9 protein-coding genes are annotated in these 13,278 nt (G+C 69.5%); 1 reads left to right on the top strand and 8 read right to left on the bottom strand.

What is annotated here, in order from left to right; translation table 11 throughout:
* Nucleotides 1-28 precede the first annotated feature (28 nt).
* The 6 genes from murJ to E1B22_RS06935 all read right to left on the bottom strand — a co-directional run bounded on the left by murJ (nucleotide 29) and on the right by E1B22_RS06935 (nucleotide 7,825).
* Entirely contained in the window at nucleotides 29-1,612 is a 1,584-nt protein-coding gene (murJ, locus tag E1B22_RS06960) for a murein biosynthesis integral membrane protein MurJ (protein ID WP_135225076.1), read from the bottom strand.
* A 94-nt stretch (nucleotides 1,613-1,706) separates the two neighbouring features.
* A complete protein-coding gene (locus E1B22_RS06955) occupies nucleotides 1,707-2,771 on the bottom strand; it encodes an iron-containing alcohol dehydrogenase family protein (RefSeq protein ID WP_167758869.1) in 1,065 nt (354 codons plus the stop codon).
* Nucleotides 2,758-3,564, bottom strand: a complete 807-nt coding sequence (locus E1B22_RS06950; RefSeq protein ID WP_135225074.1) for an NTP transferase domain-containing protein — start codon at nucleotides 3,562-3,564, stop codon at nucleotides 2,758-2,760. The genes E1B22_RS06955 and E1B22_RS06950 overlap by 14 nt, the downstream gene beginning before the upstream one ends.
* Nucleotides 3,531-4,724 (bottom strand): CDP-glycerol glycerophosphotransferase family protein, encoded by a 1,194-nt coding sequence (locus E1B22_RS06945; protein ID WP_135225073.1) that lies wholly within the window; start codon nucleotides 4,722-4,724, stop codon nucleotides 3,531-3,533. Before E1B22_RS06945 ends, E1B22_RS06950 begins: the two co-directional genes overlap by 34 nt.
* Nucleotides 4,725-4,821: 97 nt before the next feature.
* Nucleotides 4,822-6,186, bottom strand: coding sequence for an O-antigen ligase (locus E1B22_RS06940; RefSeq protein WP_135225072.1), 1,365 nt, complete (start codon nucleotides 6,184-6,186; stop codon nucleotides 4,822-4,824).
* 448 nt (nucleotides 6,187-6,634) lie between these two features.
* Nucleotides 6,635-7,825: a glycosyltransferase family 4 protein gene (locus E1B22_RS06935; protein ID WP_135225071.1), complete on the bottom strand. Its 1,191-nt coding sequence runs from the start codon at nucleotides 7,823-7,825 to the stop codon at nucleotides 6,635-6,637.
* 346 nt (nucleotides 7,826-8,171) lie between these two features.
* Between E1B22_RS06935 and E1B22_RS06930 the strand changes: the two genes are divergently transcribed.
* Nucleotides 8,172-9,332: a glycosyltransferase family 2 protein gene (locus tag E1B22_RS06930; RefSeq protein WP_135225070.1), complete on the top strand. Its 1,161-nt coding sequence runs from the start codon at nucleotides 8,172-8,174 to the stop codon at nucleotides 9,330-9,332.
* Here the strand turns inward: E1B22_RS06930 and E1B22_RS06925 are convergent.
* Together E1B22_RS06925 and E1B22_RS13885 are read right to left on the bottom strand one after the other, a co-directional pair.
* Nucleotides 9,329-10,477: a glycosyltransferase family 39 protein gene (locus E1B22_RS06925; protein WP_167758868.1), complete on the bottom strand. Its 1,149-nt coding sequence runs from the start codon at nucleotides 10,475-10,477 to the stop codon at nucleotides 9,329-9,331. The two genes, E1B22_RS06930 and E1B22_RS06925, sit on opposite strands and share 4 nt — an antisense overlap.
* Nucleotides 10,474-13,263 (bottom strand): S8 family serine peptidase, encoded by a 2,790-nt coding sequence (locus E1B22_RS13885; protein WP_305791188.1) that lies wholly within the window; start codon nucleotides 13,261-13,263, stop codon nucleotides 10,474-10,476. The genes E1B22_RS06925 and E1B22_RS13885 overlap by 4 nt, the downstream gene beginning before the upstream one ends.
* Between the last annotated feature and the right edge of the window lie 15 nt (nucleotides 13,264-13,278).

The following is a 13,278-nucleotide window of genomic DNA, read 5'->3' as shown; positions in this document are numbered from 1 at the left end:
GCCTCTGGATGATGCCTGGACGTCTTGATCAGCCATTTCCCACTCGTCGCTCCTTTTGGGGGCGAGCCAGCGCCCGACCCAGCAGGTCAGTCAGGAGTCGGCGCTCTTCGACGCCGAGCGCGAGCAAGGCCAGCAGGTAGACGACGGCACCCACCCCGACCAGGACCAGGGTGCTTGCCGTCAGCGGCACGAACCCGGCATGCTGTCCCAGCCGCCCCAGCAGAGGCCCGCGCAAGGCCCAGACGGCGACCGACATCGCGGCCGTCGCCACCGCGGCCTGCAGCGAGCCCACCGCCAGAGGGTAGAAGCGCAACTGCGCATACCGCCGCCGCAGACGGAACATCAGGCTCAATGCGGCCCACCATGTGGCCAGGGCGGTGGCCAGCGCGATGCCCCCGTGGCCCATGAACCGGACCAACAGCAGGGACAGCACGATGCTGAGGCCCATGGACATCATGCCGTTGGTGGCAGGGGTCCGCGTGTCGCCGAGGCTGTACATGGCCCGGCTCAGGAGCTCGCGCCATGCGAAGGGAATCATGCCGAGACTGTAGTACAGCAGAGCGGTGGCCGTGAGCAGCGTGTCCATCCGGTCGAAGGCGCCCCGTTCGTAGATCAGCGCGGTGATCTCCACCCGTAGCAGCACCGCCCCCGCCGTCAGGGGTGCCATGATGAAGGTCAAAAGGCGTAGGGCCCGGTTGATGGTGGCGGACAAGGCCTGCATCCGGTTGCCGGCCGCCTGCTCCGCCATGTCGGGATACAGCACGGTCACCAGCGGGATCGCCAGCAAGCCCAGGGGCAGCAGGTACACGCGGTACGCGAAGGACAGGGATGCGGCGCTTCCCGCGGGCAGGCCGGAAGCCAGCGCACGGTTCACCACCTGGCTCGCCTGACGGGTCACCGTTGCCAGCAGCACCGGGGTGGTGCGGCGGGCGGCGGCCCGCAGATCGGGATCGCCCCAGTCCAGCACCGGCACGTAGGGGAGTCCTATCTTGCGCAGCGCGGTCCACTGCAGGACCACCTGGGAGGCGAAGCCGGCCAGCGTACCCCACGCTACGGCCTCGATGCCGTAGCGCGTCCCCAGGAACCAGGTGACCGCGATCAAGACCAGGTTCATCGGGATCGAGACCGCCGCCGGGGCCGTAAAGCTCTTGCTGGAGTTGAGGACGCCCTCCATCCACCCGGTGAGCCCCATGAAGACGATGCCGGGCAACATGATCATGGTCAGGCGACGGGTCAACTCAAACTGGTCCCCGGTGAACCCGGGTGCGAACAGCCGCACCAGCCAGCCCGAACCGGCGAGGGCCAGTGTCAGGAGGATCACCAGAACCAGGAGCAGGGCGTGGAAGAGGGTCCACGCGAGCCGTCGGAATGCGACATCGTCCCCCCTCGCCCGGTGGGCCGCCAGCATGGGCACCATCACCGTGGTGATGGCGGTGCCCACGGCAGCGAAGAGGACGCCCGGGATGGAGAAGCTGATGGTGTAGGCGTCGGTCACTTCGCTCGCACCGAAGACCGCCGCCAAGACCATCTCGCGAGCGAAGCCCAGCAGGCGTCCGATCGTGGTGAGCAGCACGAACAAGGCGACAGAGCGAGCCAGGCGGTATCGAGCCAAGTCCGTCGATGCCTCCACGAACAGGGACCCGTCGCACCTGGTGCCGCCCGGCGCCGGCGCCCTGCCGCCGGCGCAGCCGCCGGGGCAGCGACGGTCACGGAGTGGCCGGCCAGCAGGACGGGACGGGGGCCTTGAGCACGCGTTCGACCTGCGAGGGCGTGGCCACATCCAGGATCGTGAATCGGCCCGGGCGCATTCGCGGGGCTTGGCGCACGACCTCCACGATCTGGTCGCGGGTGAGACCAAGGTCCGGCAGGCTCGTGGGCATGTTCAGTGCCCGGTAGACACGGAACACGTCGCGGGCCAGCCCGTCCTGCCCCTGGAGCAACAGCATGGGCACGGTCGCCGCCGCCACCTGCAGGCCATGGGCCGCGACACCGCCGTAGAGGTAGTCGAGGGCGTGGCTGATGAGGTGCTCGCTGCCGCTGCAGGGACGGCTAGTGCCCGCGATGGCCATGGCCAGCCCGCTGAGCATCAGCCCCTCCAATAGTTCCAGGACGAAGTCCCGCGACCGCACCGGCGCCCCCTGCAGCAAGGAGCGCAGCACCGAACGCGCCGCGTGCCGTGCCAGAAAGGCCGAGAAGTCGTCGAACCGGTCCCTCTGGTGGTCCTGGGCCAGCCGCCAATCCTCGATGGCCGAGAAGTTGGAGAGCAGGTCGCCGATGCCCGCCAGCAGCATCGGCGTGGGAGCGTCCTGGATCCAGTGCAGCGGGGCGATCACGGCCGCCGGCATCGTAGCGGCCAAGCTGCGCTTCCGGTTGTCCCCGTCACGGATCACAGCGACCGGGGAGACGATGCCGTCGTGGGAAATCTGGGTGGGGACGGCCACCACCGCCATCCCCAGGCGAGCAGCCACGAACTTGCCCGTGTCCAGGACGCTCCCCCCGCCGACGGCGACGATGGCGTCGCTCTCCAGGCGGGTCACCTCGGCCTCGAGACGCTCGCTCTCCCTCGCGCTGGCCTCGCGGACCACGAGCAGCGGTGCCGCCGCGCCCAACATGCCCACGATCTGTTCCGCCAGTTCGCGGGTGCGACCCGGCCCACAAAAGACGGCCGGGCGCCGGACCGCGAGCACCGCCAGGGCCTCGGCAATCTGTCGGCCGGCGTCGGCCGTCGTTTCGACCACCTTGAGGATCCGGCTCACTTCAATGGTGCGCATGGCTGCCCCCGGCCGCATCGCGCTTGAGCTCGCTGTACAGCGCCCGGGCCCGCTGGTAGTCCTCTACCGTATCGACTTCCGTCCACGGCAGGCCGTCGATGAACAGGGGCCGCAATCGGATGCGATCCAGGACGCTGTGGATGACGTCCTCGTAGTACAGGTCGGTGCGCCCGGCCGCCAGGAGGTCCGCCGCCGCCGACAGGACCACGTCGGCATCGGCCGGCGTCAGGTAGAGGATCCCGATGTATTCGCCCGCGGACTCCGCAGGGGCGAGGCGCTTGCTCACCGCACGGAGGAACCCCTCCTCGCCGACGGCGACCTTCATCTCCTCCTCGGCCAGATCCACGCTGCCGTCCACCACCATGAAGGACTGGTCCGCTTCCTGGGCCATGTGCTCCAGGGCCCGTCGCAGGATCGCCGGGTGGTAGACGATGTCCGAGTTCAGCAGCAGGCACGGCTCCACGAAGGCCGCCCGCGCGAAGTACAGCGTGCCGATGTTGTTCACCGTGCGGAAGTCGGGAAACCGCCGCAACACCAGGACGCCCCTGCGCAGCCAGTCCCCCCAGCGCGCCGCCACATGAGCCTCGAGGGCGGCGAAGGCGTGGCCGCCCACCACGTGCACCTGGCGCACCGGCGTCCCTTGCAGGCAACGCAGGGAGTGATCGAGGAACGTGTCGCCGCCGTCCGCCAGGGGCAACAGGGCCTTGGGTCGATCGGCGGTCAGCGGGCCCAGGCGGCTTCCCACCCCTGCGCCCAGGATCACTGCGTTGAACGCTGGTCGTGGCGTGGCCATCGCCGGTCCATCAACTCCTCGATCCGGGCGGTCAAGCGCTCACATGCCCGGCCCGGCGGCAGAGCGAAATACCGGTCGTAGAGCACGGCCTGTCGCCGCGCCCCTGCCTCGGTGAGACGGCCGCGGGTGAGTACGTGCTCCAACACCGGGACGAGCTCGTCCATGGATGCTGCCACGTCGCCCGGGAAATCGTCGGGATACCGCCAGTGAATGCCCCGCACGCGATCGTATTCCTCAAGATCGGGCACGCAAAAGACGATCGGTCGCCGCAGGACGAGAAAGTCCACACATAGGCTCGAGTAGTCGGTCACGAGCACGTCAACCCCTGCAAGGTACTCGTAGATATCGGGTGCCACGTCCCCATTGAATCGGACGAACCGGCGATCCAGCCGGGACGGCTGCCAGCGCGAGTAAAGGGGGTGGGTTCGCAGCAGGACCAGCGTGTCCGACTTCTCCACCAATTCCTCCAACCGTGTCCAGTCTGGCTCGGCTTCTGCCCCTTGTTCGCGCCACGTGGGGGCGTAGAGCAGGATGCGCGCCGGCAATCCAGGCCGACCCAACACGCGCGCGATCCGCTCCCGGGCCCGCTCGCGATCATCCCGCAGGATGGCGTCGTGCCGTGGATAGCCGTCGAGGACCAGGGCGCCCGGTTTCAGCGGGATCCGGGTGCCCCACTCCGGGGCCACCTCGTACGAGGTGGTGGTGAAAAGATCGTATTTCGAGAAGAACTCCCGCTGCTTGCGGACGACCCGGATGGGCGCCGTTCGCGCGGGCTCCCGCTTGGGCCCGACCCCGTGCCACAACTGGACCGTGACGCGCCGCCGAGGATGCCACGCAGGGAGGATGGGGCCATGATCCATCACCCAGACCCCGCTGCGCAGGGCCGTCCACAACCCCGCCAGGCTCCGTGCGAACACGGCCTGCACTCCCCGTTGACGGGCCCATGCCACGAGGCGCGGATCGTGGAACCACCACACGAGCCGTTCCCGCGTATGGCGCGCCATGTATTCGAACAGATACCGGGCATTGTCCGCATACATCCGTCCATTGCCGGAGGAGAACAGGATTTGTCGTCTTTTGGGAACCAACGCGTCGGCCCACACGAGGACGACCTCGGCGAGCCCGGCCAGCCGACGCCCCAGTGCCCATAACCACTTCATCGCCTGCTCTGCCTTCTTCCCCAGACAGCGGACCGGATCCTAGCGGCCTTGCCGACCCCCGTCCGCCTGGGGCGGGGTGCGGCCGCATGGCGCCGTCTCATCGTTCCTGCCGGAGTTGCAGCGCCCAGGCCGCCCCCAAGGACAGCCAGTAGACCGCGGCCAGGGGCTGGTTCTCCCACGCGTTCTGACCCAGCCCGAAGCTCACCATCGCCACCACGACCGCCGTGAACGCAGCACCTTGCAGGGGATCGACGCGTGCCGTGCGGTACGCCAGGGCAAGGGTCGCGAGGATCATCGCGCCTAACGCAAGCAGCCCGAGGGTGCCGAGCTCCATGGCGGTCCGCACGTACTGGTTGTCCGCGTACGCATGGTCGGGCAACCCGTACCGGACCTGGAGTTCATGGTCGGGATTCAGCGCCCCAGCCCCACCAACGCGGCCGGGCCCGACGCCCAGCACCGGGTGGTCGCGCAGCATGGCCAGCGCGTAACGCACCATGGCCAGCCGCCCGGTGGCACGGCTCTTGTCCACGGTCTCCTCGTCGAAGGTCTCGGAGATCCTCCGCAACTGCAACTGACGGGTCCGCGAGATCCCGTCATCGTCGCCCCAGGCGAACAGCGGCACCGGCAACATCGTGGTCAGCACGGTGACCACGACGACAACCAGCATCAACAGCGCCGTCACGCGCCACGGGACGAGGCGGCGGGCCACCCATCCGGCCGCCAGCAGACCCGCGGCAACGGCGAGCCACCCCTGCCGCGAGTAGGTTAGCGCCAGCCCCATGAGCAGCAGGACCGCCCACGCCCAGACGGCTCGATCCCGCACCCGCCGGGTCACCGCCGCCACCCATCGCGGCCAGAGCAGCAGCAGGCCCAGGACCAGAAAGCATCCCAGGGTGTTGGGGTTCTTCATCAGTCCGACGGCCCGCCCGGCGTTGGACCCCGTCAAGGTCGCCACCCACTCCGCCGGGCCGTACCACCCGAAGAGCAACACGCCCGCGGTTTCCACCAGCGCCATGAACACGGCGAGGGCGACGACCCAAGAAAGCACGCGCAAGGCCCAGGGGCGTCGGCCGGCACCCTGGGCCTGACCCGGTCCGTAGGCCAACTCCCAGGCCGCGACGAGTCCCACGGCGGCCAGCAGCGTGCACCACAGCACGAGGCTCCGGATGCCGGTGGCGATGTCCACGAGCCCGCGTCCGTTGGCAAGACCCGAGGCGAGCACCGTGACGACGGCCAGGACGATCGCCCCCGCCAACCCGAGGAGCACGTTCCGAAGCCCAGGCCGGCAAGCCCAAACCGCCCGCCGCCAAGCGGGATCCCTCCACAGGGCCAGCACCGCGAGCCCGCCCAGGCTGAGGGACAGCACATCGCTGATCCAGCGCAGGGGGGACCACACATAGTCCACCAGGACGAACCGGAAGGCCAGGTACGTGATCGTGACCAAGGTCAAGCCGCGCAGCAAGGCAACCGTCGTCCGGGACCCACGCCAAGCCCCGGTGCCCGCGACGGGGTGTGTCACCATTCGGGCATCCTCTCCAGGCGCTGTCGCAAGACGGTCCATTTCCTTCTGTGGCGTCGCCTGTCGGGTGGTCAGCGGTCCCATGGCTCGTCACCGCTTCGGGACCCGTGCACGGGACGCCCGGCAAGGCCGAAACGGGCCAGAGACCCCCGGCGAGACCGGTACGGGTCCCCCGCCCCCCACACCGGCGGCCCGGTCGCCGGGTCCCGCGCGTCGGGCACGGCACGTTGGTCCGGGCACGCCGTTCCGGCACGGGCCAAGCAAAAGGAAGCGCACGAACATACAAGATTCGTCCCTCTGCAACAAAGTCCTCTCCCGCGAAGGGGCCGGTCGCCCACCAAGATGTGGGGATCAAGCCGTACACCCGCCCCGCGCCGCGCCGCGGTGCGCGTCAACCGACCTGGGCCGTCGCCTGGCCGTAGATGTGCAGAAAACGAGCGGCTGCGGCCAGGTGCGAATGGTGGGCGAGCACATACGCCCGGGCCGCCTCGGCCAGACGCCGTGCCAGGGACGGCTCGGCCGCCAGGCGGGCCAGCGCTCGAGCCAGGGCGTCGGGGCGCTTCTGCGGCACCAGCAACCCCGTCTCGCCGTCCCGGATGATCTCCTTCAAGCCCCCCACCGCCGAGGCGACCACCGGCACGCCAAAGACCATGGCCTCCAGGGCGCTGATGGAGGTCGCCTCCTCCACCCCGGCGGCGTGGATCGAAGGGATCACCACCGCGTCCGCGGCCCTCAGGTAGACCGCCATCGCCTCGTGCGGCCGGCCGCCTTCCAGCCGGCAGAAGGGCGCGAGCCCTCGCTGGCGCACGAAGGCCTGCACCGCCGGCCACTGCTCGCCGGTGCCCACCACCACGAGCAGCGGGCGGCGGTCCGCCGGCCACTCCACCTCGCCGTTCCGCACGAGGTCCATCGCCTCCAAGGCGTAGACGACGCCGTTCTTCGGGGTCAGGCGTCGTGGGCACAGGACGACGAAGGCGTCGTCGGCAAGGCCCAGCGTGGCCCGCGCGGCCGTCCTGTCGGGCGCTTGCCTCGGCCAGTCGCCGTCGACGAAGTTGGGGATCACCGTCACCCGGCGATGCCCCGCCAACTGCTCGACGTGCCGGCGGATCCGCGAATCCACGGCCACCACGTGCTGCGCACCGCCCAGCGCGCGCCGTTCCAGCTCGAGGTGCCACCGGTGGACCCAGCTGTCGCGCCGGATGCGCCCTGCGGCGACGTGCTCGTCCGTGGCGTAACCGTGCACCGTGTACACGTACCGGAGGCCTGCCCGCTGGGCCGCCACCGCAGCCATCGGGTCCTCGACATTGAGGACGTCGAGCCACGCGGACTCCGCCCTGAGGAGACGGACGAGAAAGCGGATGCGCATGGCGGTCGTCCACCAGGTGCCCCATCCCCGCTGCACCCGGTTCAACAGCCAGGCAGGCCCGCGGGTCGCCGCCCGCTGGACACGGCTGAGATCAGTGAAGGAGCGGATGCGGACGTCGTGCCCCTGCGCCCGGAGCCCCTTCGCCAGCAAGGTCATGTGGGTCGACAAGCCACCGAGGTGGGGATACTCGAACGCGGTCGCCAGCAAGACGTTCAATCCCGGTTCCTCCCGCGGCGAACCTGGGACAAGGGTAACACGAAGGCGGCGAGCCGACATGCGGCCGCCCTGCCGCTTATAGGCTCTTCGCCCTTCTCCTCACCGAAAGGGACGCACCGTCGTGCACCACAGGACGAACCGGCTCCCGCTGCGCGCACGGGCCGCACCACCCTGCATCCACCCGCACCGCAGGGAATTTCCGCTATACTGGCCTCGTACCGGGGCCCGGATTGCCGCAACCACGGCGGCGCGCCGGCAGGCCGCGGGACCGACGCCAGGAGGCGACCCGACCCGGCGCGGCCCGCGGTCTCGGGTCGTGGATGTCGACGACGAAGTGGGTGCGGACATGCTGAGCATCGTCGTGCCGACCTACAACGAGCGCGACAACGTGGAGCGGCTGGTGGAACGGATCACCGCCGCCGTCCACGTTCCCTTCGAAATCGTGTTCGTCGACGACAGCCGGGACGATACGCCGCAAATCCTCGCCCGGCTCGCCGCGAAGTACCCGCAGGTGCGCTTCCTCCACCGGGAGGGCGAACGGGGCCTGGGTTCCGCGGTGGTGACCGGTTTCCGCATCGCCCGGGGCGACCTGCTGGCGGTGATGGACGCCGACCTCCAGCACCCGCCGGAGAAGCTCATGGACCTGGTCCGCGAGGCCGAACGGGGTGCGGACATCGTCATCCCCAGCCGGTTCGTCCCGGGTGGCAGCGACGGCGGCCTCAGCCCCTCCCGCAAGCTGGTGTCGTGGACGGCCCGCTGGATGGCCCGGGCGTTGCTGCGCCGCGTTCGTCCCGTCACCGACCCGACCAGCGGGTTCTTCCTGGTCCGCCGTCGCGTGGTCGAGGGCGTCGAGCTCAACCCCATCGGGTGGAAGATCCTCATCGAGGTGCTGGTCAAGGGCCGGTACGAGCGGGTGGTCGAGATCCCCTACGCCTTCGAGGCGCGCGCGGCGGGCGAGTCCAAGATGGGCCTGCGGGAGCAGTGGGAGTACCTCGTCCACCTGGTGCGGCTGGTCGCCTCCTCGCCGGAGGATCGCCGCTTCTGGCTCTACTGCCTGGTGGGGGCGTCGGGGGTCGTCGTCAACTTCACCATCTACTGGATGCTCGTGAACCTCGCCCATCTCTACGTGCCCCTGGCGGGGGCGCTGGCGGCACTGGCCGCCATGACGTCCAACTTCATCCTCAACGACCGCTTCACGTGGCGGGACGCGCGCGGCGGCCGTCTGCACGTCCGCGCCTCTCGGTTCCTGGTGGTCTCGGCGACGGGCGTCCTCATCAGCGCAGGGATCCTGGAGTTGATCCACCGCGCGGTCCACTACCTGCTGGCCAACCTCATCGCCAGCGGTGCGGCGGTGTGGTGGAACTTCACCCTGAACAACCGCTGGACGTGGGCCGGCCGCCCGCAACCCGGCCGAGCCCAGCGTGCGGCGGCGGCGCGGATCGCCAGCCGGCTGCCGCAGCCAGAACCGGTGCGGCGGTCGCAGTCGGGATCGGCGCCGGGCCACTAGACGGGGGCCCGGCGCGCGTCCCTCCGGGATCGCAGGGCCTCGATGGGCACCGCCAGGGCGAGGCCCGCCAGCGCCAGCATGAAGGGCGTGAAGGGGAAACGGAAGCGGTCCCACGCCGGGAAGACGAAGTGCAGGGCGAGCATGTACAGGAGGAAGAGCGCCGGGAGCGACGTCCGGGCCAGCTCCCCCGCCGGATGTTTCCAGCCTCGTCCCAGCCACGTCAGCAGCCCCGCCACGGTCAGGGCGAGGAGGATGTTCAGCGCCCACTGCAACACCGGGTAGACGTGCCGGCGCACCACCGACGGCACGGGCCGCGACGCCTTGCGGATCGCGAAATTGGGCGCGGTACGGACGTCGGTCAGCAGGTGTCGCCACTTCGTCAGGCCCAGCCGCGCGAACTCCAGCGGGTTCTCCCGGATCCACTGCAGCGCGAGGCGACGGCCCAGCCGATCGCGCTCCACCTCGTCCCGCACCCCCGACAGGGGATTCCTGGCGGGATCGGTCGGCCAGAAGAACGCCCCATTGGCATCGGGATTGTTCCCCTGCCAGAGGTTGACGCCCCCGTTGGTGGAGACGGGGACGAAGGCGCCCAGCGCCACGTAGTTCCGCACCGTCCAGGGCGCGACGACCAGGGCCATGCCGAGGACCACCGCCGCGGTGCCGGTCACCGCCCGGCGCCACGTGGCGAGCGACCGCCAGCCGTCCCGGGCGCACAGCATCGCGTAGACGAAGAACACACCCGCCGCGGGCAGCATGACGGGGCGGGTCAGCGCTGCGAGCCCCAAGAACACCCCGCTGACCACCAGGGTGCCCAGGGACGGGACGAACCCGGCCGCCCCTCGGGGCGGCACCCAGAGCGCCACGCCCAGCAACATCCACACCATGAAGGGAACCTCGGAGTCGAGGACCGTGCTCCACAGCAGGTGATCGGGCATGATGGCGGTGAGCGCGGCCGCCGCCAAGCCCGCGGTGGTACCGAACAGGCGCGTGGTCAACCAGTAGGTCGCCAGGACGACGCCCGTACCCATCAGGGCTTGGATGACGATCGCGTACCACCAGTCCTCACCGAAGAGCCGCACCACCAGGCTCAGCAGCAGCGGATATCCGATGGGCCGGTACGCGCTGGGCTCCCCCTCCTTGGTCACGTAGCCCTCCCCGCGAGCCAAGTCCACGGCGATGTTCCAGTAGGCCTTGAAATCCGAAATGGGGACGGGGCGAAGGTATGCGGCGAGGCCCAGGCGCAGGGCCAGGGCCAAGCCGATGATCGCGACCAGCGCGATGCGCGCCCTCCGGACTCGGTTTCCCGTTTCGGCCAACCGATGTTCACTCCTCGCGCTTCAGGCATGGATCCGGTCGCTGGACCGGCCGCAGCGTGTGAGTCGCCGGCTGCGCGGTGATCCCTCACGGTTCCGGCAGACCTCGCGTAGTCGTAGGCCCGCACCGCGACCGCCGCAGCCTCGGCGCGCGTCAGCGAGGCATTCGGCTTGAACAGTAGGGTCCGCGGCTCGCCGGGTTTCGCCATCCCCTTCATGATACCGGCACGCGCAACTGCTCCAACGGCCCCTGCGAAGGGACCGCCGACGTCCGCGAACGGATGGGCGGGCTCGGGTGGAAGCCGCAGCGCCCGGGCAACGATGACGGCCGTCTGAAGCCGCGTGATGGGTTGGGTCGGCCGGAACGTGCCGTCCGCATACCCCGTGATCCAACCGGCCGTCGCTGCCTTGGCCACATAGGTCCCCAGCCCGCCGTCCCGCTCGTCGACGTCGGAGAAGTCCACCGAGGGACGTGCGGGCAGGGACGCGCCCCGCGCCTTCTCGTACGCCAAGACGATCATCTTGGCGAACTGGTGGCGGGTCACCCGGTCGTGCGGGCGGAACGTCCCATCCTTATATCCCTGGACCACGCCGAGCGCCGCGGCCCGCCGGATCGCGTCCGCCAAGGCCATGGAGGCCGGAACGTCCCGGAAGGCGGGCCCATCGGGTTGGGGTTCGGAGCCCGGCGGGGGTGATCCGCCCGGCGGCTCGGGTTGGGGCGGTTGCCCTTCGGGTGGCTCGGGCGGCGCCGGCGGCGCAACAGGGGGCTCCTCGGATTCCTCACGCTTCCCCACCGCGGCTGCAGCATCAGGGAACACCGGGTTCGCGATGCGACCCACCAGGCCGGGCATGGGCTTGCCCGTCGCCAGGATACGCTCGCGAATCTCGGCCGCGGTCATCGCGGGGTAGCGGCTGGCCACCAGGGCCGCCACGGCCGTCACGTGGGGCGCGGCCATCGACGTACCGCTCTCGTAGGCGTAGAGCCGATCCGGTTGCGCGGGGTAGATCAGGGCCTTGTGCGCCCAGGGACCAGCGGGCTCCAGGCGGTCGGGAATCGTGTACGTGTTCGGGGACAGCGTCAACCGGAAGGCCAGGCCCTCGTTCCACAGCGAGCCTCGAGTGGCGATCACGTCGAGGCGTTGCGTCTCCTCGCCTGCAACCGAGGTGTAGAGGTACTGCCGGACGAAGACCGATCCCTCCACATGCTGAAGGGCATCGGGCCCGGCCAGGAGCAACGCGCCCCCCTGCAGAAGGTAACGAGCCAGCTGGTACTGGTCCACCCACGTCAAGTTGGGCTCCGAGAACGATCCAGGCGTGTGGCCGGTGAACCAGATCACCGCCGGATACTGGGCGGGGTCGAGATCCGGCAACGGTGCGGGGCCCGGACCGGCGACCTCGATTTCGTCGTACGCCTGCCCCAAACCACGCAACGCCATCTCGTAGTACGAGGACACATCCGGGACATGCCAGGAGTCGAAGTCGCTGCTACCGTCGTCATCGACCAACAGGACGCGATCCCCTCGCTCTACACCGAAGAACGCCAGAGCCCGTTGGAGAATGAGCCGCTGGATGGCGGCATCGGGTACCTGCTGGAGGTCGAAGCCCAACACGACGGCCCTGTACAGCCCGGCATCCACCTGCAGGGCAGCTCCCGAGTCGGGCAACGGTGGTACGGTACTCAGGATGTCCTGCCCCGGCGCGGCCAGGTCGACGGTACCCGGTCCGTAATTGGAGAACACGGCCAGGGCACCGCGGTTGTCCGCCGCGGCCACGGACACCAGGTTGGAAATCCGATAGGACGCGGGATAGAAGGGGGTCCGGTCATTGTTGGAAGCATCGTTGCCGGCTCCTGCGACGAACAGCAGCGACGCCCCACGAAGGGCCTCGTAGAGGGCCGGGTCATACGAATAATTGCCCCATGAGAGGTTGGCGATCTTCGCCCCCATTTTCTGGGCATACGCGATGGCCTCGATGGCGTTGGCCGTGGAACCCCCTCCCGGACCGAGAACCTTCAGCACCATGATCCGCATGCCGGGCGCCAGGCCGGCCACGCCCTGACGATCACCCCAGCGGGCGGCGATGATGCCGGCGACGTGGGTGCCGTGCTCGTCGCCGTCCTCGGGGTCGAACACGGTGCCGTCGCCATTGACGAAATCGAATCCGTGGACGTCGTCCACATAACCGTTGTGATCGTCATCCACGCCGGGGCTCCCGGTGGCTTCGGCCTCGTTGACCCATATCGCGTCCCGGAGGTCAGGATGGCTCACGTCGACCCCGGTGTCGATCACGGCCACGACCACGTCCCTGGAGCCCTTCGTCACGTCCCAGACCTCGGGACCATTGAGGTCCGCATCCGGCACTCCGGGCCGCCCGAGAATGACCTGTCCGGTGTTGTGCAGCCCCCATTGCTGCGGGAAGTAGGGATCATTGGCCGCCCCGGTGGGCTCGTAGATGTAGTTCGGCTGCACGTACAGGTAATCGCCCGAGCCCTTCAGGGCGGCCAGCACCTCGTCCGTGCGGTCCGGCTCGTCGACCTTCAGCAGCCGGGCACCCGTCGGTAGCGCCTCTGCCACGTCAACCTGGACGCGCAGGTCCTGGCGCGCTTCGATCTTCGCCAAGCTCATCCCCAGCTT

It is taken from the genome of Thermaerobacter sp. FW80 (genome assembly GCF_004634385.1).
In the GTDB taxonomy this organism is placed as follows: Bacteria; Bacillota; Sulfobacillia; order Thermaerobacterales; family Thermaerobacteraceae; genus Thermaerobacter; species Thermaerobacter composti.
Note: the sequence above shows the minus strand (reverse complement) of the source record. Positions and strands in the feature narration are given on the sequence as shown.

What these genes read in the sequence shown, in the direction of transcription:
- E1B22_RS06955 (WP_167758869.1), bottom strand. Translation starts at nt 2,771, where the DNA reads ATGCGCACCATTGAAGTGAGCCGGATCCTCAAGGTGGTCGAAACGACG.
- E1B22_RS06950 (WP_135225074.1), bottom strand. Translation starts at nt 3,564, where the DNA reads ATGGCCACGCCACGACCAGCGTTCAACGCAGTGATCCTGGGCGCAGGG.
- E1B22_RS06945 (WP_135225073.1), bottom strand. Translation starts at nt 4,724, where the DNA reads ATGAAGTGGTTATGGGCACTGGGGCGTCGGCTGGCCGGGCTCGCCGAG.
- E1B22_RS06930 (WP_135225070.1), top strand. Translation starts at nt 8,172, where the DNA reads ATGCTGAGCATCGTCGTGCCGACCTACAACGAGCGCGACAACGTGGAG.